Origin of the sequence: Streptomyces sp. NPDC001985 (assembly GCF_040296845.1) — a bacterium.
Classification (GTDB): domain Bacteria; phylum Actinomycetota; class Actinomycetes; order Streptomycetales; family Streptomycetaceae; genus Streptomyces.
The window spans coordinates 1-25,017 of sequence record NZ_JBEOYB010000044.1; the positions used below are offsets into that span (position 1 = coordinate 1).

Annotated in this window: 23 protein-coding genes; 12 read left to right on the top strand and 11 right to left on the bottom strand. The window is 73.4% G+C overall.

Annotation, left to right across the window (positions count from 1 at the left end; translation table 11 throughout):
• Positions 1-321 precede the first annotated feature (321 nt).
• The 6 genes from ABT122_RS20495 to ABT122_RS20520 form a co-directional block, all read right to left on the bottom strand.
• The gene (locus tag ABT122_RS20495; protein WP_351553930.1) at positions 322-816 is read right to left on the bottom strand and encodes a DUF3180 domain-containing protein; all 495 of its coding nucleotides are present in this window, start codon (positions 814-816) and stop codon (positions 322-324) included.
• A gap of 46 nt (positions 817-862) precedes the next feature.
• Positions 863-1,450: a 2-amino-4-hydroxy-6-hydroxymethyldihydropteridine diphosphokinase gene (gene folK, locus ABT122_RS20500; protein WP_351553933.1), complete on the bottom strand. Its 588-nt coding sequence runs from the start codon at positions 1,448-1,450 to the stop codon at positions 863-865.
• Positions 1,447-1,806 carry a dihydroneopterin aldolase gene (gene folB, locus ABT122_RS20505; protein WP_351553936.1) on the bottom strand — a complete coding sequence of 120 codons (360 nt, stop codon included), beginning with the start codon at positions 1,804-1,806 and terminating at the stop codon, positions 1,447-1,449. The genes folK and folB overlap by 4 nt, the downstream gene beginning before the upstream one ends.
• Positions 1,807-2,028: 222 nt before the next feature.
• Positions 2,029-2,481, bottom strand: coding sequence for a nuclear transport factor 2 family protein (locus ABT122_RS20510; protein WP_351553939.1), 453 nt, complete (start codon positions 2,479-2,481; stop codon positions 2,029-2,031).
• Positions 2,478-3,326, bottom strand: a complete 849-nt coding sequence (gene folP / locus ABT122_RS20515) for a dihydropteroate synthase (protein WP_351553942.1) — start codon at positions 3,324-3,326, stop codon at positions 2,478-2,480. The genes ABT122_RS20510 and folP overlap by 4 nt, the downstream gene beginning before the upstream one ends.
• On the bottom strand, positions 3,323-5,176 hold the full coding sequence (locus tag ABT122_RS20520; RefSeq protein WP_351553945.1) for a phosphatidylglycerol lysyltransferase domain-containing protein: 1,854 nt from the start codon (positions 5,174-5,176) through the stop codon (positions 3,323-3,325). Before ABT122_RS20520 ends, folP begins: the two co-directional genes overlap by 4 nt.
• A gap of 144 nt (positions 5,177-5,320) precedes the next feature.
• Between ABT122_RS20520 and ABT122_RS20525 the strand changes: the two genes are divergently transcribed.
• The gene (locus ABT122_RS20525) at positions 5,321-6,433 is read left to right on the top strand and encodes an alpha/beta hydrolase (RefSeq protein WP_351553948.1); all 1,113 of its coding nucleotides are present in this window, start codon (positions 5,321-5,323) and stop codon (positions 6,431-6,433) included.
• 128 nt (positions 6,434-6,561) lie between these two features.
• On the opposite strand, the gene ABT122_RS20530 is transcribed toward ABT122_RS20525, so the two are convergent.
• Positions 6,562-7,719 carry an ABC transporter ATP-binding protein gene (locus ABT122_RS20530; RefSeq protein WP_351553951.1) on the bottom strand — a complete coding sequence of 386 codons (1,158 nt, stop codon included), beginning with the start codon at positions 7,717-7,719 and terminating at the stop codon, positions 6,562-6,564.
• A gap of 128 nt (positions 7,720-7,847) precedes the next feature.
• Between ABT122_RS20530 and ABT122_RS20535 the strand changes: the two genes are divergently transcribed.
• The 4 genes from ABT122_RS20535 to ABT122_RS20550 all read left to right on the top strand — a co-directional run bounded on the left by ABT122_RS20535 (position 7,848) and on the right by ABT122_RS20550 (position 11,558).
• Positions 7,848-8,582 (top strand): ABC transporter permease, encoded by a 735-nt coding sequence (locus ABT122_RS20535; protein ID WP_351553954.1) that lies wholly within the window; start codon positions 7,848-7,850, stop codon positions 8,580-8,582.
• Positions 8,582-9,271 (top strand): ABC transporter permease, encoded by a 690-nt coding sequence (locus ABT122_RS20540; protein WP_351553957.1) that lies wholly within the window; start codon positions 8,582-8,584, stop codon positions 9,269-9,271. The genes ABT122_RS20535 and ABT122_RS20540 overlap by 1 nt, the downstream gene beginning before the upstream one ends.
• 107 nt (positions 9,272-9,378) lie before the next feature.
• Positions 9,379-10,347 (top strand): ABC transporter substrate-binding protein, encoded by a 969-nt coding sequence (locus tag ABT122_RS20545; RefSeq protein WP_351554087.1) that lies wholly within the window; start codon positions 9,379-9,381, stop codon positions 10,345-10,347.
• A 197-nt stretch (positions 10,348-10,544) separates the two neighbouring features.
• Positions 10,545-11,558, top strand: a complete 1,014-nt coding sequence (locus ABT122_RS20550) for a coiled-coil domain-containing protein (protein ID WP_351553959.1) — start codon at positions 10,545-10,547, stop codon at positions 11,556-11,558.
• Between the two features lie 40 nt (positions 11,559-11,598).
• Here the strand turns inward: ABT122_RS20550 and ABT122_RS20555 are convergent, their stop codons facing one another.
• On the bottom strand, positions 11,599-12,741 hold the full coding sequence (locus ABT122_RS20555) for an NADH-quinone oxidoreductase subunit D (protein WP_351553962.1): 1,143 nt from the start codon (positions 12,739-12,741) through the stop codon (positions 11,599-11,601).
• 527 nt (positions 12,742-13,268) lie between these two features.
• On the bottom strand, positions 13,269-14,258 hold the full coding sequence (locus ABT122_RS20560) for an SAM-dependent methyltransferase (protein WP_351553964.1): 990 nt from the start codon (positions 14,256-14,258) through the stop codon (positions 13,269-13,271).
• Between the two features lie 80 nt (positions 14,259-14,338).
• Here ABT122_RS20560 and ABT122_RS20565 point away from each other — a divergent pair, with 80 nt between their 5' ends.
• Entirely contained in the window at positions 14,339-15,535 is a 1,197-nt protein-coding gene (locus ABT122_RS20565; protein WP_351553967.1) for a sensor histidine kinase, read from the top strand.
• 108 nt (positions 15,536-15,643) lie between these two features.
• Positions 15,644-16,321 (top strand): response regulator transcription factor, encoded by a 678-nt coding sequence (locus ABT122_RS20570; protein ID WP_351553970.1) that lies wholly within the window; start codon positions 15,644-15,646, stop codon positions 16,319-16,321.
• Positions 16,322-16,351: 30 nt separating this feature from the next.
• Here ABT122_RS20570 and ABT122_RS20575 read toward each other — a convergent pair whose 3' ends face one another.
• Together ABT122_RS20575 and ABT122_RS20580 are read right to left on the bottom strand one after the other, a co-directional pair.
• Positions 16,352-17,491, bottom strand: coding sequence for a DUF5937 family protein (locus tag ABT122_RS20575; RefSeq protein WP_351553973.1), 1,140 nt, complete (start codon positions 17,489-17,491; stop codon positions 16,352-16,354).
• 568 nt (positions 17,492-18,059) lie between these two features.
• The gene (locus ABT122_RS20580) at positions 18,060-19,247 is read right to left on the bottom strand and encodes a threonine aldolase family protein (RefSeq protein ID WP_351553976.1); all 1,188 of its coding nucleotides are present in this window, start codon (positions 19,245-19,247) and stop codon (positions 18,060-18,062) included.
• A 113-nt stretch (positions 19,248-19,360) separates the two neighbouring features.
• Here ABT122_RS20580 and ABT122_RS20585 point away from each other — a divergent pair, with 113 nt between their 5' ends.
• The 5 genes from ABT122_RS20585 to ABT122_RS20605 are packed head-to-tail and all read left to right on the top strand — an operon-like array spanning position 19,361 to position 24,858.
• Entirely contained in the window at positions 19,361-20,281 is a 921-nt protein-coding gene (locus tag ABT122_RS20585; protein ID WP_351553979.1) for a Rossmann-like and DUF2520 domain-containing protein, read from the top strand.
• Positions 20,278-21,297, top strand: coding sequence for a pantoate--beta-alanine ligase (panC, locus tag ABT122_RS20590; protein WP_351553982.1), 1,020 nt, complete (start codon positions 20,278-20,280; stop codon positions 21,295-21,297). Before ABT122_RS20585 ends, panC begins: the two co-directional genes overlap by 4 nt.
• A complete protein-coding gene (locus tag ABT122_RS20595; RefSeq protein ID WP_351553985.1) occupies positions 21,294-23,054 on the top strand; it encodes an L-aspartate oxidase in 1,761 nt (586 codons plus the stop codon). The genes panC and ABT122_RS20595 overlap by 4 nt, the downstream gene beginning before the upstream one ends.
• Positions 23,051-24,058, top strand: coding sequence for a carboxylating nicotinate-nucleotide diphosphorylase (gene nadC / locus ABT122_RS20600; protein ID WP_351553987.1), 1,008 nt, complete (start codon positions 23,051-23,053; stop codon positions 24,056-24,058). The genes ABT122_RS20595 and nadC overlap by 4 nt, the downstream gene beginning before the upstream one ends.
• Entirely contained in the window at positions 24,058-24,858 is an 801-nt protein-coding gene (locus ABT122_RS20605) for a type III pantothenate kinase (RefSeq protein WP_351553989.1), read from the top strand. The genes nadC and ABT122_RS20605 overlap by 1 nt, the downstream gene beginning before the upstream one ends.
• The last annotated feature ends 159 nt before the right edge of the window (positions 24,859-25,017 follow it).

The window sequence follows — 25,017 nt, forward strand, 5'->3', positions numbered from 1 at the left end:
GTCCTCAAGCGCCGGACGGGCTGCATCTTGCAGGGTGCGGGGTCCTGTGGACCAGGGTCCGTCCTCAAGCGCCGGACGGGCTGCATCTTGCAGGGGTCGGGCACCTGTGGTGCGGGGGCCGTCCTCATGGGCCGGACGGGCTTGGGGGTGCGGCAGGGGCCGTCCTCAAGCTTCCCCAGAGCTTCCTTTGGGAGGCGCCCCCGGACCGGCTGGGGGTGCCGGACGGGCCGGTTTGCTCGGGGGAGCGTCGGCGACCGACGACAACGCGGCGAGGCGCGGTGCCCGGGCTCGCGAGCCCGGCAAGATCCGAAAGAAGACGACCTAGGCGGGGGCGGGGCCCGGAGGGGTGGGGTGGGGGGAATCCGGGTCCTCGGGGAGGCGCAGAACGCGCTCAAGGAAGAAGGCCGCCGCGATCACCGCCACCCCCGCCCCCACCGAAAACCCCGCGTAAATCGCCTGCTCCCGCCGCGCCGGCATCTCCAACGACCCCAGCAAAAACACCCCCACCCCTCCGTACATCCCACTCACCAGCGCCGCCACCAGCGCGCTCGCCTGCCCGAACACCACCGCGCGAGCCGCCATCAGCGGCTCCACCCCCTTCGCGCCGGGGCGCCGCTCGCGCTGGGCCTTCAGCCGGGAGCGCAGGGAGAGCGCCGTCGCCAGCAGGATCGCCGCGATGGCCGCCAGCACGATCGGCGCGGCCAGGGGCACGCTCGGGATCGTCCCGAACGACTCCCACAGCCGGGCGCCCGCCCAGGACAGCAGACCGGCCCCGGCGAAGAGACCGGCCAGTACACCGAGTCGTAGTTGCCTCACCGAGAGAGCCGCCCTTCCGTCACCGTGCCAACCAAGAGCCTAACGACTACTCCGGCAGCCGGAGTTCCAGATCGGCACGGGCGAGCACTCCCTCCCGGCCGACCGACTTCAGCAGCTCGGCCACCGGGCCGTGCCCGGACAGCTCGGCGTCCGGCTCCACATCGCACCAGGGGGCGAGCACGAAGGCGCGCTCGTGGGCGCGCGGGTGGGGCAGGGTCAGCACCGGGTCGTCCGAGACCACGTCCGCGTACGCCACGATGTCCACATCGATGGTGCGCGGGCCCCAGCGCTCCTCGCGCACCCGGTCGTACGCCTCCTCGATCGCCTGGCCGCGCTCCAGCAGGGAGTCCGGCGGCAGGGTCGTCCGCACCAGCACCACCGCGTTGAAGTACGAGGGCTGGGAGCCGGGCTCCACTCCCCAGGGCTCCGTCTCGTACACCGGGGAGACGGCCTTCACCCGGACCCCGGGGGTGTCCTCCAGCGCGTCGACCGCGCCCTGGAGGGTCTCCAGGCGGTTGCCCAGATTCGCCCCGAGGGAGATCACGGCCCGCCTGGGGTTGGAGAGGGTCACGTCCGCCGCGTCCACCTGCTCGACCACGGACGCGGGCACGGGCTGCACCGTGGGGTCGCTCATACTCGGCTCCGGGTGATCGTGACGGTCACGTCGTCGAAGGGGACGGTGATCGGCGCGTCGGGCTTGTGCACCACCACCTCGACCTCCTGGACGCCGTCGTGCTGGAGGCAGCTGCGGGCGATCCGCTCCGCCAGGGTCTCGATGAGGTCGACGGGCTCGCCCTCGACGATCGCGACGACCTCCTCCGCCACGACGCCGTAGTGCACGGTCTTCGCCAGGTCGTCATCGGCCGCTGCGGGGCGGGTGTCGAGGCCGAGCACCAGATCCACGATGAAGGTCTGCCCCTCCTCGCGCTCCCGTGGGAAGACGCCATGGTGCCCGCGGGCCTTGAGGCCGCGCAGCGCGACACGATCCACGCGAATCACTCCTGCTCTCGTAGGTCATCCGGGCATACGGCCACACATCCACCCAACCACGGCTCGTGTGCCCATTCGAATCTACCTGCGGCCACCGACACCACTCGCCCGCGGGGCCGCTCACCGGGACGCCCGGCCGCCGGTGGACCGGCTTCTGCCCCGCGCCGGGGCCCCGAACCCTCCCGGGCCCCCGCCCGTCCGCCCGCGGCGGCCCTGCCCTCCCTAGGAGGGGGCCTCCTCGCCCTCGTCCTCGTCCCCGGCGCTCTCCGTGAGCACGGGGGAGCCGTGGTGCGACCAGATCCGCCACCCGTCCGCCGTGCGGCGGAACACGTTGGTGGCGACCACCAGCTGCCCCACCAGGGGCCCCAGCTCACCGCTCTCCTCGGCGGGCCCGCCGCTGAGGATGTTCTCCGTGCAGGTCACGAGCGCGGTGTCGCCCACGAGGCTGACCTTCACATCGGTCAGGAAGAACTGGATGTACTCGGTGTTCGCCATGATCAGGGCGTAGGAGCGCAGCACCTCGCCGCGGCCGGAGAGCACCGGCCACCCCGGGTGGATGCAGGAGATGTCGTCGTCCAGCCAGAGACCGGAGAGCGCCTCGAAGTCGCCGCGCTCCATCGTCTCGTAGAACGTGGTGTTGGCCTCCTCGACCTGCTCGATGTCGGTGCGGCTCACCGGGCGGCCTCGACGGCGCGGGCGACCCGGACGGCGTCGGCCGTGGCCCGGACCTCGTGGACACGGACGGCCCAGGCGCCCTCGTGGGCGGAGATCGCGGAGATCGCGGCGGTGGCGGCGTCCCGCTCCCGGGCGCGGGGCGGGGCGCCGTCCTTGGTGTCCCGGGCGAGGACATGGCCGAGGAACCGTTTGCGGGAGGCGGCGACCAGCAGGGGGCGGGCCAGCTCGCGGAAGTCGCGCAGATGGGCGACGAGCGCGAGATCGTGCTCGGCGTCCTTGGCGAAGCCGAGACCGGGGTCGACGACGATCCGCTCGGGCGCGATACCGCCGGCGACGACCGCCTCCATCCGGGCGCGCAGCTCGCCGATGACCTCGGCGACCACGTCCTCGTACACCGCCCGGCTGTTCATGTCCTGGCTGAAGCCGCGCCAGTGCATCACCACGAAGGGGACCTCGGCGGCGGCGACGGCGGCGACCATGCCGGGGTCGGCGAGCCCGCCGCTGACGTCGTTGACGAGGACGGCGCCCGCGGAGACGGCCCGGTCGGCGACGGAGGCGCGCATGGTGTCGACGGAGACCGTGACGCCCTCGGCGGCCAGCCCCCGGACCACCGGGACGACCCGGCGCAGCTCCTCCTCCTCGTCCACCCGGCTGGCCCCGGGCCTGGTGGACTCGCCGCCCACGTCGATGAGGTCGGCGCCGTCCGCGACGAGGTCCAGCCCGCGCTTCACGGCGGCGGTGGTGTCGAACCAGCGACCGCCGTCGGAGAAGGAGTCGGGTGTCACATTGACGACCCCCATGACCGCGCAGCGATCCCATTCCGGCAACCCGCTCAACGTACTCATACGCCCAGCCTAGGGCCTGCCGGTGCGGGCGGTGCCGTCAGCGGGGGGCCCGTCCGCCGGCGCCGCGGGCGGGGGAGGGGCGCGGTCACGAAACCCTCCGCCCGGAGCGCGGCGAAGGCGATCCTCGGCAGGTCACGGGCGCTGCGGAAGACCACGAAGCGCGGCTCCCACCGGGGGCGGAACTTGGCGTTGAACCGGTACAGCGACTCGATCTGGAACCAGCGCGAGAGAAAGACCAGCAGACCGCGCCAGAGCCGCAGCACCGGCCCCGCGCCCAGCCGCTCGCCCCGGGCGAGCGCCGCGCGGAACATCGCGAAGTTCAGCGAGACCCGCTCGACCTTCAGCCCGGGGGCCGCCCGCAGCGCGGCGACGATCAGCAGTTCGTTCACGCCGGGGTCGGCCGAGCGGTCGCGCCGCATCAGCTCCAGGGACATGCCGTCCGTGCCCCAGGGCACGAAGTGGATGACCGCCTTCAGATCGCCGTGGGGCGCGCCCGGGTCGTCGTCCCGGTGCGCGGTGGCGATCACGGCCTCCCCGTCCGAGGGGTCCCCGATCCGCCCCAGCGCCATGGAGAAGCCGCGCTCGGTGCCGGTGCCCCGCCACGCGTCGGCGGCGCGCCGGATCGCCGCCAGCTCCTCGTCGGGGAGGTCGTGGGCGCGGCGCACCCGGGTGGTGTACCCGCCGCGCTCGATCCGGTTCACCATCTGGCGGACATTGCGCATCGCGCGCCCGGAGAGGGAGAAGTCCGCGACCTCCACCACCGCCTCGTCGCCCAGCTCCAGCGCGTCGAGCCCGGCCTCGCGGGTCCACACCTCGCCGCCGGTCCGGGAGCAGCCCATCACGGCGGGGGTCCAGGCGTGCGCCCGGGCCTCGGCCAGGAAGCGCTCGATGGCGCCGGGCCACGCCTCGGCATCGCCGACCGGGTCGCCGGAGGCGAGCATCACCCCGGAGACGACCCGGTAGCAGACGGCCGCCTTCCCGCTGGGCGAGAAGACCACGCCCTTGTCGCGCCGGAGCGCGAAGTGCCCGAGGGAGTCCTGGGCGCCGTGCCGGGCGAGCAGATCGCGCAGCCGCTGTTCGTCGTCGGCGCCGAGCCGGGAGTCCGGCCGCTCCGGTCGCAGGAGGGCGTGGAGCGCGCCGGCGGCGGTGAGCAGTCCGAGGGCTCCCAGGGTGTACGCCACGGTCCAGGGCGCGCCCCCGGTGTGGGCGACGGGTCCCTCGAAGCCGAGGAGCCCGTACAGGGTGTGCTTCAGCAGGTCGCCGGGGCCGGGGGAGCCGGGCGCCCGGTCCGGGTGGGCGGCGGTGACGGCGGTGACGGCGGTCCCGGCGGCGAGCGCGCCGGCGCCCAGGAGGGCGAGGACCGCGAGGGCCCGCCGCCGGCCGCGCGGGTCGGGCCGGGCGGAGAACTCACGGCGGTGGGCGATCAGCGGCACCAGGACCACGAGCGGCGCGATCGCCAGCGCGGCCGGCTGCCCGTGGAGGAGGTGCCCGAGCGCCCCGGCGGGCAGCAGCACCGCGGCCGCCCGCCAGGCCGGCCGTTTGCGGCGTCTGAGGCCGTGCGCGAGCAGTACGAGCAGGACACCGGTGGTGAGGGAGAGCGCGGCGGCGTACGGCCCGGTGGCGGAGAGTCCGGCGGCGTACGGCTCCGGGGTGCCGGCGGTCCCGCTGTGCCGGAGCGCCGGGCGTATCCCCGCGGTGATATCGATCAAGCCGATGAGCGCGCAGGCCGTGGCGGTGAGACTGGGCACGGCCCGGGGGCGGGGGCCGCGCAGCAACCGCCGGACACGCCGTCGCCGGGTGACCCGTCCCGGAACCGATCCGGATTTGTCCCCATCTACCGTTGCAGACATCGCTTCCCATGACGTTGCGAAAAACCTGTGCCGCTGGGCCGCGGTCAGGCGGCACCGGACGATTTGCGTTACCTAGGACGGGACTTTCCGGGGGCGGGTTGACTGGTACATCACGAAATATTGAGAGAGCGAGTTTTACGTCTCATGGGTCTGACCAGTGGCTATGTCCTGACGGGAGCCGTTGTGGCGGCCGTGGGGCTCTTTGTGGCGACCATCTGGTTCTGGCCACGGCTGGCCGGCCGGAGCCCGCGTGCGGTGTGCGGCCGGATCGGTTTGCTGCTGGCGACACAGCTCTCCCTCTTCGCCACCGTCGGGCTGGTGGCGAACAACGCGTTCCTCTTCTACGGCTCCTGGTCCGATCTCCTCGGACGGGAGCAGCGGCTCGGGGTGGTGGTCGACCACTCGGCGGACGCGGACCGGATCGAGGTCGTCGACCGGCGGATGGCCCCGGTGGAGGGCGGCGCGCGGCCCGAGAAGGGCGGCCGGCTCCACAAGGTCGTGGTGCGGGGCGAGAAGTCCCGCATCACCGTTCCGGCCTATGTCTATCTGCCGCCCGAGTACTTCCGGCCGGAGTACCGGAAGCGGAACTTCCCCGTCGTGGTCGCGCTCACCGGCTATCCGGGGACGGCGGAGAATCTGATCAAGGGGCAGAAGTATCCGCAGATCGCCTTCCGGAAGGCCCGGGAGGGGCGGATGCAGCCGATGGTGCTGGTGATGCTCCGTTCGACGGTCGCGCCGCCGAGGGACACCCAATGCGTCGACATCCCGGGCGGACCGCAGGCGGAAACGTTTCTGGGCGAGGATCTGCCGGCCGCCGTGGCACAGACCTACCGGGTGGACACCGCACCGCGCGGCTGGGGCGTCATCGGCGTCTCCACCGGCGGCTACTGCGCGCTGAAGATCGCCATGCACCACCCGCAGCGGTACTCGGTGGGCGTGGGGCTCTCCGCGTACTACAAGGCGGCCGAGGACCCGACGACCGGGAACCTCTTCCGGGGCGACCAGGCCCTGCGCGACCGGGCGGACCTGTTGTGGAGCCTGGACCACCGGCCGCAGGGCAGGACGTCGTTCCTGGTGACCAGCTCCCGCACGGGGGAGGACAACCTCGGCGCGACCCGGGAGTTCATCTCCCGGGTGCGGCCACCCGCCCGGGTCTCCTCGATCATCCTCGACAGCGGCGGCCACAACTTCACCACCTGGTCGCGCCAGGTGCCGCCCGCGCTGGAGTGGATGAGCGGCCGGCTCGGCGCGCGCTGACCCCGACCCCCGGTCCGGCTGCTCCGCTGCCCCTGCCCCTGCCCCCGGTCCGGCTGCTCCGCCGTCCTGCCCCTGCCCCTGCCCCCGGCCCGGCTGCTCCGCCGGCCTGACCCCGACCGCCGGTCCGGCTACTCCGCCGTCGCCACGGTCGCGATCGACTCCAGCTCCACCTCCGTGCGCGGGATGTCCTGCGCGTCGGCGTCGATGGAGCGCCGCAGCGCCTCGTGCAGCCTCGCCGGGGTCAGTACGCCCAGGAAGCGGCCGGTCCCCTCCTCGTCGATCACCGCGATCCAGCCGGCGTCGTGCTGGAGCATGGTGGCGAAGGCCTGCTTGAGGGAGGCGCCCAGCGGCAGCCAGGCGTCCATCCGGCGGGCGTGCTCCCGCACGGAGCCCTGCGCGCGCGCCTGCTCGGCGGAGATCCAGCCGTGCAGATCGCCCGCCGTGTCCAGCACCACGGCCCAGCGCGCGCCCAGCTCCCGGGGCAGCGGATCGTCCAGCCCGACGACCGGCGGCTGCTCCAGGTCGCTCTCCTCGATGGGGGTGACCGAGAGCCGCTTGAGCCCCCGGTCGGCGCCGACGAAGTCCGCGACATAGGGCGTCGCCGGGGTGCCGAGCACCGCCGCCGGGGCGCCGAACTGTTCGATCCGCCCCTGTCCGTACACGGCGATACGGTCCCCGAGGCGCACCGCCTCCTCGATGTCGTGGGTGACGAAGAGCACGGTCTTGCGCACCTGGGACTGGAGCTTGAGGAACTCGTTCTGGAGGTGCTCGCGCACCACCGGGTCGACCGCGCCGAAGGGCTCGTCCATCAGCAGCACGGGAGGGTCGGCCGCGAGCGCGCGGGCCACACCGACCCGCTGGCGCTGGCCGCCGGAGAGCTGCTCGGGGTAGCGGTCGCCGTACACCGACGGGTCGAGGCCGACCAGATCGAGCAGTTCGGCGGCGCGCTCCCGGGCCCGGGCGCGCTTCCAGCCGAGCAGGTGGGGGACGGTCGCGGTGTTCTCCAGCACCGTCTTGTGCGGGAAGAGGCCGACCTGCTGGATCACATAGCCGATCCGCCGCCGCAGGGTGACCGGGTCGATGGCGGATATGTCGTCGCCGTCGAGGAATATCCGCCCGCTGGTCGGTTCGATGAGCCGGTTGACCATCTTCATCGTGGTGGTCTTGCCGCAGCCGGAAGGACCCACCAGGGTGATCAGTTCGCCCTCGGACACCTCGAAGGACAGATCGTCGACGGCCGTCGTTCCGTCCGGATATCGCTTGGTGACATTCTCGAAACGGATCATGGCTCCCCATTGTGGCGCGTGGTGTGTGAAGGGCGTGTTGCCGCTGTGTGCCGTCTCTCGGCGATTGTCAGTGGCCAAGGTTAAGGTCATCAGACATACGAAGGGGATGGGCGGGGAGGTGGGGAATCATGAGTATGCGACTGGCCGCGCAGAGCTGTCTGGCGGCCAATGACTGGATCTGCGGGGAGTATCTGCGCTCCCGGAGTCAGGAGTTGACCGATGCGACGATCGAGCATGTCTGGATCACCGTGGCATCGGTGCTGATCGGGCTCGCGGTGGCATTCCCGCTGGCGCTTCTCGCGCGGGCGCGGCCCGCCTTCGCCGCCCCCGTCCTCGGCCTGACCACCCTCCTCTACACGATTCCGTCGCTGGCGATGTTCTCGCTGCTGCTGCCCGTTTTCGGCCTCTCGGCCGCGCTCGTCGTCACCGGGCTCGTGCTCTATTCGCTCACCATTCTCGTGCGGAACATCCTCGCCGGGCTGGACGCGGTGCCCGCCGAGGCCCGGGAGGCCGCCCGGGGCATGGGGTACGGCCCGGGCCGGCTGCTCTGGGAGGTCGAGCTGCCCCTCGCGCTGCCCGCGCTGATGGCCGGACTGCGGATCGCCACCGTCTCCACCGTCGCGCTGACCACCGTCGGCGCGCTCATCGGCAAGGGCGGCCTCGGCAACCTCATCGACGACGGGGTGCAGACCACCTTCAAGGCCCAGGTGCTGACCGCGTCCGTGCTCTGTGTGCTGCTGGCCGTCGTGGCGGATCTGCTGCTGCTCGGGGCGCAGCGGCTGCTGACGCCCTGGACCCGGATATCCGGGTCCGCCCGGGCGTCGGGGACGACCCCGGAGCCCAGGACCGGGGGGGCCGTCTGATGGGGGTGCTGGCCGATGCGTGGACCTGGCTCACCACCGGGTCCAACTGGTCAGGGGAGAGCGGTGCCTGGCACCGCCTCGGCGAGCATGTGTACGTCAGTGGCGCGGCGCTGCTGCTGGCCTGTGCGATAGCCCTGCCGCTGGCGCTCTGGCTCGGCCACCTCGGCAGGGGCGGCGCGCTGGCGATCAACATCTCCAACGCCGGGCGGGCCATCCCCGTCTTCGCGGTCCTCGCGCTCTTCATGCTCACCCCCCTCCGCAGCGCCGGATACGCGCCGACGATCATCGCCCTGGTGCTCTTCGCGGTGCCGCCGCTGCTCACCAACGCCTATGTCGGGATGCGCGAGGTCGACCGGGCGGTGGTGGAGGCCGCACGGGGGATGGGGATGTCGGGGAAGCAGGTCTTCCTCCGGGTGGAGCTGCCGCTCGCCTACCCGCTGCTGATGACCGGGCTCCGGTCGGCCGCCGTGCAGGTGGTCGCCACCGCCACCATCGCCTCGATGGTCGGGCAGGGCGGTCTGGGCCGGATCATCACCGCCGGGTTCAACACCTTCGACACCGCGCAGGTGGTGGCCGGGGCGCTGCTCGCGGCCGGGCTCGCGCTGCTGGTGGAGGGGGTGCTGGTGATCGCGGACCGGCTGTTCAACCCGCTGCGCACGGCGGTCGCGCGACCGCGCGGGGCCGTGTGAGCCCGCCTTCCCCGCACACGATCGCCCCGGGTGGCACGGCCCCTCACAAACCCTCATGAACCCTCATGGACGCATGGACCCTCATGGACCTCTGGACGGAGAACCTGATGCGCAAGACCTCTCGTATCGCGGGAGCGGCACTGGCCGTGGTGGCCCTGACGGGTTCTCTCGCCGCGTGCGGCGGCGACACCCTGGAGAAGTCGAAGGACGGCGGCTCGGGCGGCGGCTCCGGTGAGAAGGGCTCGCTGGTCGTCGGCTCGGCCTCGTTCACCGAGTCCAAGGTCCTGGCGGAGCTGTACGCGCAGATCCTCGCCGACACCGGCTACCGGACCTCGATCACCACGGTGAAGAACCGCGAGCTGTACGAACCCTCGCTGGAGAAGGGGGAGATCGACGTCGTACCGGAGTACGCGGCGACGATCGCCGAATTCCTCAACGCCAAGGTCAACGGCGCGAAGGCGCCCGAGGAGAAGCCCGTCGCCTCCAGCGACGCGAAAGCCACCGTCGCCGCGCTCACCGAGCTGGCCGGGCCGCGCGGGCTGAAGGTGCTCCCGGCCGGCGGGGCGGTCGACCAGAACGCCTTCGCGGTGAGCCGGGAATTCGCCGAGAAGAACAACCTCAGGACACTTTCCGATCTTGGAAAGTCCAAGCTGAAGGTCAAGGTCGCGGCGGGCGACGAGTGCACCGTGCGGCCGTTCTGCGCACCGGGTCTGAAGAAGACCTACGGTATCGATGTCACGGGCGTGGACCCCAAGGGCGTCGGCACCCCGCAGTCCAAGCAGGCCGTCAGGGACGGCGATGTGCAATTGGTGCTCACCACCACCACGGACGCGGTGCTGGACGGACTGGTCTTCCTGGAGGACGACAAGAAGCTCCAGAACGCGGACAACGTCCTGCCCGTGGTCAATGCCAAGGACGCCGGCTCACCGGAGATAGCGGAAGCCCTCGGCAAGATCACCAAGGCGCTGACGACCGAGGATCTCGCCGAGTTGAACCGCAGGGTCGACGCCGAACGGGCCAAGCCGAAGGATGTGGCGAAGGAGTATCTGGAGTCCAGGAACCTGCTCGGGAAGTAGACCGCGGGCCGCGAGCGGTGAAGAAGGGGTGAAGGGCGGCCCGGCGTTCCCGGCGCGGAAGCGGAGGGAGATCCGCGGGGAGATCCGGAGGAAGAACCCGAGGAAGAACCGGGGTTCCGATCCCGATGGTGTTCGGGAACGAGAGTTTTTCCGGGCCGATATCCCCATCCGCTTCTCCGCACGGTAAATTTCAGGCCATGCCACGTGGACGCCACCGCCATTCCCCGCCCCTGCACAGGCTGCTGCCGCCCAGCGCGGTCGCCGGAGCGTCCGCGTTGTGCGCCGCCGGCGCGTGGCTGCTGAGTGAACCGGTCCTGCTCCGCGCCCTGGTCGGCGCCGCGGCCGCCGCCGCTGTGACCGGCGCGTTTCTGATGCGCCACTGGGATCGCGCGGCGGGTCTCCAGGTCGCCGATCTGACCCGGGGCCGGGCCAGTGACGCCGTCAAGGCCGAGGAGCGGATAGCCGAACTGGAGGCGGATGTCGAGGAGTCGCGCGAGCTGCGCGCCAAGCTCGACGCGAAGCTGCGCGCCAAGCGGGTCGAACTGGCCGCCCTGCGCGGTGAGCACGCCGCCCTGCTGCGCCGTTACGCCACCGCGGAGACCGAGCGGGCCAGCGCGCTCGAAGGGCGCCGGCAGCTCGCCGTCGAGGCGGACGGGCCGAGGGCGCTGCCCGTGGCCGGGGCCTCGCCCACCGCCTCCACCTATCTGCGCGCCGCCAGGGCCCTGGACGACCTCGCGCGCAACGCGGTGTCGCAGCGGTCCGGGCGTACCGCCAAAGCGGTTCCGGCGGTGGCCGCGCAGCCCGGGAAGGCGGACGAACCGCCGCAGGGGAAGCACACGGCGGACGCCGGGGCGAAGCCGCGCCCCCGCCCGGCCGCCGCCCTCCCCGCCAGGCGCTCCGCGGCGATCGTTCCCTACGGCCCCCGGCGGGGCGCCGTACCGGCCCGGCCCGAGGGCCACTTCGACTTCTTCGGCACCCAGGGCGCGGAGGCGGCTGCCGTGCCGGCCGCCCCGGCACAGCGGGCGATCGAGGCCGTGCAGGAGCAGGATCTCGCCGATGTCGTCGGCGAGGAGGCGCTCGCCGACGCGGCCCCGGCCCCTGCCCCGGTCGCCGTGGACCGCGCGGCCGTCGGCGAGGTGATCGATCTGACCGCGCACGACGAGACGGAGCGGCTCGACCTCGGCGAACTGCGGGACGCGGTCAACTCCTGAGCGGAGGGTGGGCCCGGCCGGGCCCACCCGCCCGCCGGGCTCACTTGTCGATGTCGCCGACGACGAAGAACAGCGAGCCCAGGATCGCGACCATGTCCGGCACCTGTGTGCCCGGCAGCAGCTCGGCGAGGGCCTGGATGTTGTTGTACGACGCCGAGCGCAGCTTCAGCCGGTACGGGGTCTTCTCGCCCCTGGAGACCAGGTAGTAGCCATTGATCCCGAGCGGGTTCTCCGTCCAGGCGTAGGTGTGGCCCTCCGGGGCCTTGAGCACCTTGGGCAGCCGCTGGTTGATCGGGCCGGGCTCCAGATCGGCGATCCGGTCGAGACAGGCGTCGGCGAGGTCGAGGGAGTTGTACGTCTGGTCGAGCAGCACCTCGAAGCGGGCCAGGCAGTCGCCCTCGGAGCGGGTGACCACCTTCAGGGTGTCGGCCAGCTCCCCGTACGCCAGATAGGGCTCGTCCCGGCGGAGGTCGAAGTCGACGCCGGACGCGCGGGCGATCGGGCCGCTCACACCGTACGCGTGCACGGCCTGCTCGGAGAGGACACCGACGGCGCGGGTCCGGCCCCGGAAGATCTCGTTGCCGAGCACCAGCCGGTCGTACACGTCCATCCGCGAGCGCACCTCGGCCACGGCGTGCCGCACCCGGCCGAGCCAGCCGGCCGGGAGGTCCTCCTTGAGGCCGCCGACCCGGTTGAACATGTAGTGCATCCGGCCGCCGGAGATCTCCTCCAGCACGCTCTGGAGCTCCTCGCGCTCCCGGAAGGCGTGGAAGACGGCGGTGATGCCGCCCAGCTCCAGGGGGTAGGAGCCGAGGAACATGAGGTGGTTGAGGACCCGGTTCAGCTCGGCGAGCAGGGTGCGGGTCCAGACGGCGCGCTCGGGGACCTCCATGCCGAGCATCCGCTCGACGGCCATGACGACGCCCAGCTCGTTGGAGAAGGCGGAGAGCCAGTCGTGGCGGTTGGCGAGCATGATGATCTGGCGGTAGTCGCGGGCCTCGAAGAGTTTCTCCGCGCCGCGGTGCATGTAGCCGATGACGGGTTCGGCGTGCTGGATGATCTCGCCGTCGAGGACGAGGCGGAGGCGGAGGACGCCGTGGGTGGAGGGGTGCTGGGGGCCGATGTTGAGCACCATGTCGGTGCTTTCCGCGGCGCCGCCGATGCCGAACGTGGTCTCCGTCATGCGTTCAGTATCCCCCGCCCTCCGGCGGGCCCCGCACCTGAGGGCCTCCTGTCGAGCCCACCGCCACTCCCGCCCGCCCGGCCCGGCATCTCCAGCCGGTCCGGGGGTACCTCCCGGAGGCAGCTCCGGGGGAGTTCGAGGACGGCCTCGCGCCACGGGCGGCCCGAGCGTTCCCGGCTGGTCCGGCATCTCCAGCCGGTCTGGGGGGACCTCCCGGAGGCGGCTCCGGGGGAGTTTGAGGACGGGCCCCGGGTGACGGAAGACCCGAGCAATTTCAGCCCGTCCGGCGTTTGAGGACGGACCCTGGGCGACAGGTGCCCGCGTGCCGCGGGCCTCGGTCGGGGGCCCTGCCCCCGAGCCCCCGCGCCTCAATCGCCGGCGGGGCTGGAATGTGTGCCGGCGGGGCTGAGCGGACTCAGCCGGTCCGGGGGTACCTCCCGGAGGCAGCTCCGGGGGAGTTCGAGGACGGGCCCCGGGTGGCGGGCGACCCGAGCAAATTCAGCCCGCCCGCACACCCGGGTGGACCGTCAGGACGGGGGGACGGGCTGGTGGAGCCAGAGGAAATCGCCCAGGCCACCGGGGGACATCAGTTCGGCCGCCTCGCCGGCGGCGGAGAGGGCGCGGAGGTACTCCGCGGGGGACGTGGACGCCAGGGAGAGGGGCGGGCGGGCGGGGGAGACACCCAGGGCCGCCAGGGCCGCCCGCTGAGAGGTCAGGGTCGCCCCGGGCAGCGCACAGGCGTCCAGCGCCACATGCGCCGTCAGATCACAGCTCCCGTCCGGCACCGCCCGCACCTCCCGCCCACCCCGAAACCCGGTCAGCGTCCCGAACAGCGGCCGCGCCCCCGCCACGTGCGCGTAGTCCACCGCCACCGCCAGCCCCTCCCGCATCCCCGCCACGACCCCCTCCCACGCCGCGTCCCTGCTCCCCCCGATCTCCGCCCGCGCCCCCGGCTCCTCCAGCGGCCACCACCGCTCCAGCCACCGCGCGTCCGCACCCTCCACCGGCTCCCCCAGCCGTTCCGTGCCGTCCCGCCGCACCAGCACCCGGCGCACCACTCCCTCCGCGTCGACCTCCGCGACCTCGGCGGGCACATTGTCGAGCCACTCGTTGGCGAAGAGCAGCCCGCTGACCCCCGCCGGGGGCTCCGGCAGCCATTCGATGCGCGGGTCGAGCCCCTCGGGGCGGGCGGCGCGCTCCACGGCGTACGCCCGTACCGGGTATCCGTCCGGCAGCGCCGCCAGCACCCCCGTCAGCAGCTCCCCCCGCCCCGCGCCCATGTCCACCACCGACGGCTCCCCGGCCCCGGAGCCCAGCCCCTCCACCGTGGTTCTCAGCAGCCGGGCGACCGCCGCCGCGAAGAGGGGCGAGGCGTGCACCGACGTACGGAAATGCCCCGCCGGGCCCTCGGGCCGCAGATAGAAACCGCCGGGCCCGTAGAGCGCGGCCTCGGCCGCCTCCCGCCAGCCGCGCCACGCATACGTATCGCCGTCGTCCGCCACGCGACCAGTCTCCACCTTGCGGAGTACGCCCCGGCCCGCCGGATCGCTCTGACGGTTGACCCCTACACCTGTCCTCCTTCCCTACTCTGGGTTACGTGCAGCGCGTCTATGACTTCATTCGCAGACACCCCACCGGTGTCGACACCTTCTGGGCCCTGGTCCTGTTGGCGCTCTCCCTGATGCAGCTCGCACAGGAGAGGAGCTACAACCCCAGCTGGGCCGGTGTGCCCATCTCCCTGGGGCTGGCCCTGGTGGTCGCGCTGCGCCGCCGGATTCCGGAGCGGATGCTCGTCCTCACCGCCGTGCTGGGCGTCCTCCAGGTCGTGACGGACATCCGGGTCGTCCCCGGCGACTTCGCGATGCTGGTGATCATCTATACGGTCGCCGCCCGCGACGCCCCGAAGTGGGCACGCCGGCTGGCCCTCGTCGGCGGGCTGGTCGCGGCGCCCGTGTCCCAGATCGCCTGGCCGCCCGATCCGTCCATATCCACCACGGGCCAGGTCTTCTTCATCATCGTGCTGGCGGTGCCGTTCGTGCTCGCCTGGGTCCTCGGCGACTCGATACGCACCCGCCGGGCCTACTTCGCCCAGCTGGAGGAGCGGGCGATGCGGCTGGAGCGGGAGCGCGAGGCCCAGTCGAAGGTCGCGGTCGCCGCCGAGCGCGCCAGGATCGCCCGGGAGCTGCACGATGTCGTCGCGCACAACGTCTCCGTGATGGTGGTCCAGGCCGACGGCGCCGCCTATGTCCTGGACGCCGCCCCCGACCAGGCCAAACAGGCCCTGGAGACCATTTCCAGCACCGGCCGCCAGGCGCTGGCCGAGATGCGCAGACTCCTCGGGGTGCTGCGCACCGGTGACGCGCCGGAGAGCGGTGAGTACGTCCCCCAGCCCGATGTGCGGCAGATCGAGGAGCTGGTCGAGCATGTCCGCGCGGCGGGGCTGACCGTCGACTTCAGGGTCGAGGGGACGCCGAGGCCGCTGCCGAGCGGGGTGGAGCTGACGGCGTACCGGATCGTCCAGGAGGCCCTCACCAACACCCGCAAGCACGGTGGGCCGGAGGTCGGCGCGAGCGTGCGGCTGGTCTACTTCGACGACGGGCTCGGACTGCTCGTGGAGGACGACGGGCGGGGCGCCTCCCACGAGCTGTACCAGGACGGGGGCGCCGACGGCCAGGGCCACGGACTCATCGGCATGCGGGAGCGCATCGGTATGGTCGGCGGCACCCTGGACGCCGGGCCCAGACCCGGCGGAGGATTCCGGATCAGTGCTCTGCTGCCCCTCAAGCCCGCCTAGTCCGCCTAGTCCGCTCAGCCCGCTCAGCCCGCTCAGCCCTCCCGGCCCGACCGGCCCGCCCAGCTCTCCGGGCCGGCCTCTCCCTTCGAACGATTGAGACCCGCTGACATGTCCATCCGTGTGATGCTCGTGGACGACCAGGTGCTGCTGCGCACCGGATTCCGTATGGTGCTCGCCGCCCAGCCGGACATGGAAGTGGTGGCGGAGGCCGGCGACGGCGCGGAGGCCATCGAGATCCTGCGCGCCACGGCGGTGGACGTCGTCCTGATGGACGTCCGCATGCCGAGGCTGGACGGGGTCGAGGCGACCCGGCGGATCTGTGCCGCGCCCCGTCCGCCGAAGGTGCTGATCCTGACCACGTTCGACCTGGACGAGTACGCCTTCTCCGGGCTGAAGGCGGGGGCCAGCGGTTTCATGCTCAAGGACGTGCCGCCCGGTGAGTTGCTCGCGGCGATCCGCTCGGTGCACAGCGGGGACGCGGTGGTCGCGCCGTCGACGACCCGCCGGCTGCTGGACCGTTTCTCCCCGATGCTGCCGAGCGGCGGGAGCGAGCCCCGGAACAAAGAGGTCGACCGGCTGACCGAGCGGGAGCGCGAGGTGATGCTGCTGGTCGCGCAGGGCCTGTCGAACGGGGAGATCGCCGGCCGGCTGGTGCTCTCCGAGGCCACCGTCAAGACGCATGTGGGGCGCATCCTCACCAAGCTCGGTCTGCGGGACCGGGTGCAGGTGGTGGTGCTGGCGTACGAGACCGGTCTGGTGCGGGCGGGCGGCAACCCGGGGAAGTGACGCCCGGCCCCGGCCGGGGCCGGGGCCGGCTCAGCGCAGCACCGTCTCCAGGAAGTCGCTGCCCAGCCGGGCGACGGTGGTGACATCGAGCTGGTGCAGCACATAGCGCCCGCGCCGGCGGGTGGAGATCAGCCCGGCCTTCCTCAGGACGGAGATGTGGCGGGACACCTCCGGAGCGGTGATCCCGCAGGTGTCGGCCAGCTCGGTGGTCGTGTACGGGGTACGGGCGAGGCTGCGGCAGAGCCGGATGCGCATGGGGTGGGCGAGGGCCTCCATCCGCAGGGTGAGCAGCCCGACCGACGACGAGTCGGGGACGGCGGGTGACCCGACGGGGTAGTGGATCACGGGGCGCCAGCCGGGGGCGTGCAGCACCATCAGATGCGGCCAGCCGTAGCTGGACGGGATGAGGGTGAGCCCGGCGGCGGCCGGGTTGCCGCCGGGGACGGCGGTCGTCCGGCCGTCGGAGATCTTGTCGGCGGTGATACGGGTGCGGTCCTCGTCGACCGAGAGCGCGGCGGAGACGGAGCGCAGCGCCTCCGCGAGGCCCTTGTGGCGCAGCAGTTCGGTCTGGTGCCGGGCGTCGGCGGCGAGCTGGGGGAGGACCCGGCGCCAGGTGTCGGCGAAGAAGGCCTCGTCGCAGTCCTCGAAGAGCCGGCGGACCCAGGCGCGCACGGCGGTGGGGTCGTCGAGCAGCCGCCGGGTGAAGTCGAGCTGGCGAGGGCCCCGGAAGGCGGCCAGCTCCAGGGCGCGGTCGCGGCGGGCGGGGTCGCGCAGGGCGGAGGGGCCGCCCCGGCTGTACCGCTCCGAGCAGGTGAACTCCAGGGCGGCGGAGACGAAGGTGTCGTCGTCGAGCCGGTCGAGGAGGTCGAGGTCCCCGGCGAGGGTGGGGGAGGGGGAGGGGGAGGGGGTGCCGGAGCGAGGTCCGGCGAACGGCATGAACACATCGGAGAAGGTGGTCCGCCAGAGGAAGTCCGCCTCGCAGAGCCGGTCGGCGAGGTCGGGCTTGAGCGACGCGGAGGTGGCGGTGGCCCAGCCGTGCAGCCCGGGGTGGTGGCCGGGCTCGGCGAGGGCGTGCAGGGCCACGCCGAGTTCGGCGAGGGGGGATATCTCGAAGACGACGCGCTCCGGGGGGAGGCCGCTGATGTCGATGGTGACGCTCACGGGTCCCATGGTGGGGGTCGGACGCCCCGGAAAGCCCCCCACTTGACGCCCGCCGTCAATCGGCCCCCCGGGCCCCGGCAACCCCAGCCGGTCCGGCGTTTGAGGACGGACCCTGTGCCAGAGGACCCCGCATGCTGCGGGCCGCGGTCGGGGGCCGGCCCCCGAGCCCCCGCTCCTCAATCGCCGGAGGGGCTGGTTCTTGTGCCTCGGCCCATCGGCGGAGCCGAGCAACCTCAGCGTGTCTGGGGGTACCTCCCGGAGTCAGCTCTGGGGGAGTCTGAGGACGCACCCCCGGTGACGGGAGACCCGAGCAATTTCAGCCCGTCCGGCGTTTGAGGACGGACCCCGCACCACGGGTAGCCCGAGCAACCCCAGCCCGTCCGGCGTTTGAGGACGGACCCCGCACCACGGGTAGCCCGAGCAACCCCAGCCCGTCCGGCGTTTGAGGACGGACCCGGCACCCCGGGTGCCCGAGCTGGTGCGTGTCGGCCTGTCCGGTGAGGACGGACCCCGCACCACGGGCGCCGGGTGATCGAGGGCGGGCCCCGCACACCGTGGGGACCGGGGTGGGGGCGCCTCAGGTGGTGGGGGGCACTCGGCGGAGGAAGTCCGCCAGGGCCGCGCGGACAGCGCACCCGTCCCACCCGAGCCCCGGCGCCCCCACCGTCACCTCCGTCACCGACACCCCCGGAGGACCCCCCTCCCCCCACCACACCCGGAACAGCGTCACCCCCGTCTCCTCCGCCTGCCCCACCCCCGCCTCGTTCAGCACCTCCGCCTCGTACGGCAGCCACACCTGGAACTGATGCGTCTGCGGCACCCCCGGGTTCACCCGATACCACCCCACCCCCGACTCCCGCAGCCCCTCCCCCAGCGCCGCCGCCACCCGCTTCGCGTGGGCGACGTACGACGGCAGCCGGGGCAGCTCGCGCTCCAGGCCCAGCAGCGCCGACAGGGCCGCCGGGTACTGCTGGAACAGCTGCCCCCCGTAGCGGTGGCGCCACGCCCTCGCCTCCGCCATCACCTCGGCGGGGCCCGCCAGCGCCGCGCCCGAGAGCGCGCCGAGCGACTTGTAGAAGGACACGTACACACTGTCCGCGAGCGACGCCACCTCCGACAGCGGGCGGCCGAAGTGCGGGGCGCACTCCCACAGCCGCGCGCCGTCGAAGTGCACCACCGCATCCCGTTCCCGCGCCGCTCCCACCACCGCCACCAGCTCCTCCCACTCCGGCAGCACGAACCCCGCGTCCCGCAGCGGCAGCTCCAGCATCAGCGCCCCGAACGGCTCCTCGAAGTCCGCCACCTCCGCCGCCGTCGGCAGCCTGCGCTCCCGGGTCGGATGGACGGTGCGCAGCCCGCTCAGCGCCTCGAAGGCGCCCCGTTCGTGCACCTCGGGGTGGGCCATCGGATGGAGCGCCACCGTCGCGTTCCCGGTCCGCCCGGCCCAGCACCGCAGCGCCACCTGCTGCGCCATCGTCCCCGTCGGGAAGTACACCGCCTCCGGGAACCCGAGCAGCTCCGCCGTCCGCCGCTCCAGCTCCGCGACCGTCCCGCCGCCGTAGATGTCCGGGTGGTCGTCCATGTCCCAGATCCCGTCCCCACCCGACGCCAGCTCCGTCAGCCGGGACCGCAGGGAACGGTCCGCAGGACCCGTCCACAACAGCTTCTCGGACCTCCGCCAGGCGGCCAGTCTGCGATACCGCAGCGCCTCCTCCGCCGTCCTGCCCGCCGCACCGCTCGTCTCGTTCTCCGTTGTATCGGCCATCCCCCGATCATCGCCCACAGCCTGTGGACAACCCGTGGGGCGTATGCGGTGCTGGCGTAGCATGACGGGCACATCGTCCGGTACCCGCCGCGGACTGGAACGGAAGGCACCGCGTGACCCCCACCGCACCACACGAACCGCTCGACCCGCGGGACCGCCCCGCCCGGCTCACCGTCGGCGTCGTCGGCGCCGGCCGCGTCGGCCCCGCGCTCGCCGCCGCGCTCCAGCTCGCCGGCCACCGCCCCGTCGCGGTCTCCGGCGTCTCGGACGCCTCCCGCCGCAGGGCCGCCGAGCTGCTCCCCGGCGTCCCCCTCCACACCCCCGCCGAAGTCCTCGCCCGCGCCGAGCTGGTGCTGCTCACCGTCCCCGACGACGCGCTGCCCGCCCTGGTCGAGGGCCTCGTCGACACCGGCGCCGTCCGCCCCGGTCAGCTCCTGGTCCACACCTCAGGACGGTACGGAGCACAGGTCCTGGCCCCCGCCACCCGCGCGGGCGCCCTCCCGCTCGCCCTGCACCCGGCGATGACCTTCACCGGCTCCGGGGTGGACGTCCAGCGGCTCGCCGGCTGCTCCTTCGGCGTCACCGCGCCCGAGGAGCTGCGGCTCGCCGCCGAGGCGCTCGTCATCGAGATGGGCGGGGAGCCCGAGTGGATCGCGGAAGAGGCCCGCCCGCTCTACCACGCGGCGCTCGCCCTCGGCGCGAACCACCTGGTGACCCTGGTCGCCCAGTCGATGGAGCTGCTGCGCACCGCCGGCGTCACCGCCCCCGACCGGATGCTCGGCCCCCTCCTCGGCGCCGCGCTCGACAACGCCCTGCGCTCCGGGGACGCCGCCCTCACCGGCCCCGTCGCCCGGGGCGACGCCGGCACCGTCGCCGCCCACATCGCCGAGCTGCGCAGGCACGCCCCCGGCGCCGTCCCCGGCTATCTCGCGATGGCGCGCACCACCGCCGACCGGGCCCTGGCCCACGGGCTCCTCAAACCGGAACTGGCCGAGGACCTCCTCGGCGTGCTGGCGGAGGAGACACGGCCATGACCGGGACCAGCCGGGAGTTCACTCTCGTACCGACCGCCGGCGAGCTGGCCCGCGCCCTGCGCGACCGGGCCGCACCGGGCCGTACCGCCGTCGTCATGACCATGGGCGCCCTCCACGAGGGCCACGCCGCCCTGATCGCCGCCGCCCGCGACCGCGTCGGCCCCACCGGCTCCGTCACGGTCACGGTCTTCGTGAACCCGCTCCAGTTCGGCGCGGGCGAGGACCTCGACCGCTATCCGCGCACCCTCGACGCCGACCTCGCCACCGCGCGGGCCGCCGGCGCCGATATCGTCTTCGCGCCGTCGGCCGCCGACATCTACCCCGGCGGGGAGCCCCGGGTCCGGATCGCCGCCGGCCCCATGGGGGAGCTGCTGGAGGGCGCCAGCCGCCCCGGCCACTTCGACGGCATGCTGACCGTCGTCGCCAAACTCCTCCATCTCACCCGCGCCGACCTGGCTTTCTTCGGCGAGAAGGACGCCCAGCAGCTCGCCCTGGTCCGCCGGATGGTCCAGGATCTGAACTTCCCGGTGGAGATCGTCGGCGTCGAGACCGTCCGCGAGGAGGACGGGCTGGCCCGCTCCAGCCGCAACCGCTATCTCTCGCCCGCCGAGCGGATCACCGCGCTCGCCCTCTCCCGGGCCCTGTTCGCCGCCCGCGACCGGCTCGCCGCACAGGAGGCGCTGCACGCCCGCGCGGAGGCCGTCCCCGGCACCCTCGCCCGCGCCGCCGCGCTCTCCGCGCTCGGGGAGGCCCGCGCGGCGGCCGACGCCGCCGCCGTCGCCCAGGCCGCGCCCTGCGGGGCGGACGCGGTGCGCGCCGCCGCCCGGGCCGTCCTGGAGGAGGCCACCCGCGCCACTCCGCCCCTCACCCTCGACTATCTGGCGCTGATCGACCCGGCCACCTTCACCGAGGTGCCCGACGGCCACCGGGGCGAGGCGATCCTCGTCCTCGCCGCCCGTGTCGGCACCACCCGGCTGATCGACAACCTCCCCCTCAGCTTCGGAGCCGCCTCGTGACCACGGACCGGAACCCGGGCTCCGCACCGGGCATACGGCTGGCGGCCCCCGCCCCCGGCTGGGCCATCACCGCCGATGTCGTCGTGGTCGGCTCCGGCGTCGCCGGCCTGACCTGCGCACTGCGCTGCGCCGCCGCCGGGCTGACCACCGTCGTCGTCACCAAAGCGCGGCTCGACGACGGCTCCACCCGCTGGGCCCAGGGCGGCATCGCCGCCGCGCTCGGCGACGGCGACACCCCCGATCAGCACCTCGCCGACACCCTCGTCGCGGGTGCCGGCCTCTGCGCCGAGGACGCGGTGCGGGCCCTGGTCACCGAGGGCCCCGGGGCCGTCCGCCGGCTCATCGGCACCGGCGCCCGCTTCGACACCTCGGACACCGGGGCGATAGCGCTCACCCGCGAGGGCGGCCACCACCGCCGCCGCATAGCGCACGCGGGCGGCGACGCCACCGGCGCCGAGATCTCCCGCGCCCTGGTCGAGGCGGTCCGCTCCGCCGGTCTTCGCACCATCGAGAACGCCCTGGTCCTGGATCTGCTCACCGACGCGACGGGCCGCACCGCCGGGGTCACCCTCCATGTGATGGGCGAGGGCCAGCACGACGGCGTCGGGGCGGTCCACGCCCCGGCCGTGGTCCTCGCCACCGGCGGCATGGGCCAGGTCTTCTCCGCCACCACCAACCCCGCCGTCTCCACCGGCGACGGCGTCGCCCTCGCCCTGCGCGCCGGGGCGGAGGTCTCCGACCTCGAATTCGTCCAGTTCCACCCCACCGTGCTCTTCCTCGGCACGGAGGCGGAGGGCCAGCAGCCGCTGGTGTCCGAGGCGGTACGGGGCGAGGGCGCCCATCTCGTCGACGCCTCCGGCACCCGCTTCATGCTCGGCCGGCACGAGCTGGCCGAACTCGCGCCCCGCGACATCGTCGCCAAGGCCATCATGCGGCGGATGCGCGAGCAGGGCGCGGACCACATGTACCTCGACGCGCGCCACTTCGGCGCGGAGATGTGGGAGCGGCGGTTCCCCACCATCCTGGCGGCCTGCCGGGCCCACGGCATCGATCCGGTGACCGAGCCCGTCCCGGTCGCGCCCGCCGCCCACTACGCCTCCGGGGGCGTCCGCACCGACCTCCACGGCCGCACCACCGTCCCCGGGCTGTGGGCCTGCGGCGAAGTGGCCTGCACGGGAGTCCACGGCGCCAACCGGCTCGCCTCCAACTCGCTCCTGGAGGGCCTGGTCTTCGCCGAGCGCATCGCCGCCGGGATCGCCGGGCTCGCGCCCCTCCCGGCGCCCCTTCCGGCCGCCCCCGCGCACCCCTCCGTACTGCCGCTGATCGCCCCCGAGTCCCGCCCCGGCATCCAGCGGATCATGTCCCAGGGAGCGGGCGTCCTGCGCTCCGCCGGGAGCCTGCGGGCCGCGGCCCGCGACCTGGAGCGGGTCGACCGGGAGGCGGCGGCGGACCACCCGGACCACCCGGACGCCCCGGACGCCCCGGATGCCCCGGGCGGCTCGGCCAAGGCCGCCGAGCCCGGTGTCGACTCCTGGGAGACCACCAATCTGCTGTGCGTGGCCCGGGTGCTGGTCGCCGCCGCGCTGGAGCGCGAGGAGACCCGCGGCTGCCACTGGCGCGAGGACCACCCCGACCGGGACGACCCCGGCTCGCGCCACCACCTGGTGATCCGTACCGCACCCGACCGCTCGCTCGTCGTCGCCCGCACCGACGGCACCGCCTTTCCACCCACCGTCCCCAGGGAGCCAAAGCCGTGAGCACGCCCGAAGACCGTCCGCTTCCCGCGGACGTACCGCTGATCCAGCTCGGCTGCGGGGACTCCTGCGGCTGCGCCGAGGACGCCGGCGGTGAGGAGATGTACGAGTGCGGGCTCGATCCGGCACTCGCCGCACTGCTGGTCGCGGCCGGACTCGACCCCGTACAGGTCGAGGATGTCGCGCATCTGGCGCTCGGTGAGGACCTCGACGGCGGCTCCGATGTGACCAGCGCGGCGACCGTCCCCGAGGACGCCGTCGCCACCGGCGACTTCACCGCCCGCGAGGCCGGTACGGTCGCGGGGCTCCAGATCGCCGAGGCCGTGCTCTCGGTGATCGTCACCACCGAGTTCGAGGTGGAGCGCCATGTCCAGGACGGCGACCGTGTCGAGGCCGGGCAGAAGCTGCTCTCCGTCACCGCCGGCACCCGTGAGCTGCTGACCGGCGAGCGCAGCGCACTCAACCTCCTCTGCCGGCTCTCGGGCATCGCGACCGCCACCCGCGCCTGGTCGGACGCCCTGGAGGGCACCGGGGCCCGGGTCCGCGACACCCGCAAGACCACCCCCGGGCTCCGTGCCCTGGAGAAGTACGCCGTGCGGTGCGGCGGCGGGGCCAACCACCGGATGTCCCTCGCGGACGCGGCGCTCGTCAAGGACAACCACGTGGTCGCGGCGGGCGGTGTCGCCCCGGCGTTCAAGGCGGTCCGGGCGGCCTTCCCCGACCTGCCCATCGAGGTCGAGGTGGACACCCTGGACCAGGTGCGCGAGGTGCTGGAGGCGGGCGCCGACCTGATCCTGCTGGACAACTTCACCCCGGCCCAGGTCGCGGAGGCGGTGGCCCTCGTCGCGGGCCGCGCGGTACTGGAGTCCTCCGGCCGGCTCACCCTCGCCAACGCCCGCGCCTACGCGGAGACCGGCGTCGACTATCTCGCGGTCGGGGCGCTCACCCACTCCTCCCCGATCCTGGACATCGGTCTCGACCTGCGGCCGAGGGGAGCGGACGCCTGATGCTGCTGACCATTGACGTCGGCAACACCCACACGGTGCTCGGCCTCTTCGACGGGGAGGAGATCGTCGAGCACTGGCGCATCTCCACCGACGCCCGCCGCACCGCCGACGAGCTGGCGGTCCTGCTCCAGGGCCTGATGGGGATGCATCCGCTGCTCGGGGTGGAGCTGGGCGACGGGATCGAGGGGATCGCGATCTGCTCCACCGTCCCCTCGGTCCTGCACGAGCTGCGCGAGGTCACCCGGCGCTACTACGGGGACGTCCCGGCGGTCCTGGTCGAGCCCGGGATCAAGACCGGGGTGCCGATCCTGATGGACAACCCCAAGGAGGTCGGCGCCGACCGCATCATCAACGCGGTCGCGGCGGTCGAGCTGTACGGGGGGCCGGCGATCGTCGTGGACTTCGGCACCGCGACCACGTTCGACGCGGTGAGCACCGCCGGGGCGTACACGGGCGGGGTGATCGCCCCCGGCATCGAGATCTCGGTCGAGGCGCTCGGGGTGAAGGGGGCCCAGCTGCGGAAGATCGAGCTGGCCCGACCCCGGAGTGTGATCGGGAAGAACACGGTGGAGGCGATGCAGTCGGGGATCATCTACGGGTTCGCGGGGCAGGTGGACGGGGTGGTCCGCCGCATGAAGAAGGAGCTGGCGCCGGGGGACCCGGAGGATGTGACGGTGATCGCGACGGGGGGGCTGGCGCCGATGGTGCTCGGTGAGTCCTCCGAGATCGACGAGCACGAGCCCTGGCTCACCCTGATCGGCCTCCGCCTGGTCTACGAACGCAACCTGGCCCGCATGTAGCCCCCCGCCCCGGCTATCCCGGGCCCGTCCGCCCCGGCCATCCCCGGCCCGTCGGGCGCCCAGAGCCGCCCCTCGCACTTCGGACGCCCGGAGCAACCCTGGCCCGTCGGGCGCCCAGAGCCGCCCCTGGCACTTCGGACGCCCGGAGCATCCCTGGCC

Excerpts from the sequence above, each read along its gene's own strand:
- ABT122_RS20570 (WP_351553970.1), top strand. The coding sequence starts at position 15,644 with ATGTCCATCCGTGTGATGCTCGTGGACGACCAGGTGCTGCTGCGCACC.
- ABT122_RS20545 (WP_351554087.1), top strand. The coding sequence starts at position 9,379 with ATGCGCAAGACCTCTCGTATCGCGGGAGCGGCACTGGCCGTGGTGGCC.
- ABT122_RS20575 (WP_351553973.1), bottom strand. The coding sequence starts at position 17,491 with ATGGGACCCGTGAGCGTCACCATCGACATCAGCGGCCTCCCCCCGGAG.
- ABT122_RS20605 (WP_351553989.1), top strand. The coding sequence starts at position 24,058 with ATGCTGCTGACCATTGACGTCGGCAACACCCACACGGTGCTCGGCCTC.
- panC (WP_351553982.1), top strand. The coding sequence starts at position 20,278 with ATGACCGGGACCAGCCGGGAGTTCACTCTCGTACCGACCGCCGGCGAG.
- ABT122_RS20580 (WP_351553976.1), bottom strand. The coding sequence starts at position 19,247 with ATGGCCGATACAACGGAGAACGAGACGAGCGGTGCGGCGGGCAGGACG.
- ABT122_RS20525 (WP_351553948.1), top strand. The coding sequence starts at position 5,321 with ATGGGTCTGACCAGTGGCTATGTCCTGACGGGAGCCGTTGTGGCGGCC.
- ABT122_RS20535 (WP_351553954.1), top strand. The coding sequence starts at position 7,848 with ATGAGTATGCGACTGGCCGCGCAGAGCTGTCTGGCGGCCAATGACTGG.
- ABT122_RS20555 (WP_351553962.1), bottom strand. The coding sequence starts at position 12,741 with ATGACGGAGACCACGTTCGGCATCGGCGGCGCCGCGGAAAGCACCGAC.
- folK (WP_351553933.1), bottom strand. The coding sequence starts at position 1,450 with ATGAGCGACCCCACGGTGCAGCCCGTGCCCGCGTCCGTGGTCGAGCAG.
- ABT122_RS20520 (WP_351553945.1), bottom strand. The coding sequence starts at position 5,176 with ATGTCTGCAACGGTAGATGGGGACAAATCCGGATCGGTTCCGGGACGG.
- folP (WP_351553942.1), bottom strand. The coding sequence starts at position 3,326 with ATGAGTACGTTGAGCGGGTTGCCGGAATGGGATCGCTGCGCGGTCATG.
- ABT122_RS20550 (WP_351553959.1), top strand. The coding sequence starts at position 10,545 with ATGCCACGTGGACGCCACCGCCATTCCCCGCCCCTGCACAGGCTGCTG.
- ABT122_RS20540 (WP_351553957.1), top strand. The coding sequence starts at position 8,582 with ATGGGGGTGCTGGCCGATGCGTGGACCTGGCTCACCACCGGGTCCAAC.
- ABT122_RS20530 (WP_351553951.1), bottom strand. The coding sequence starts at position 7,719 with ATGATCCGTTTCGAGAATGTCACCAAGCGATATCCGGACGGAACGACG.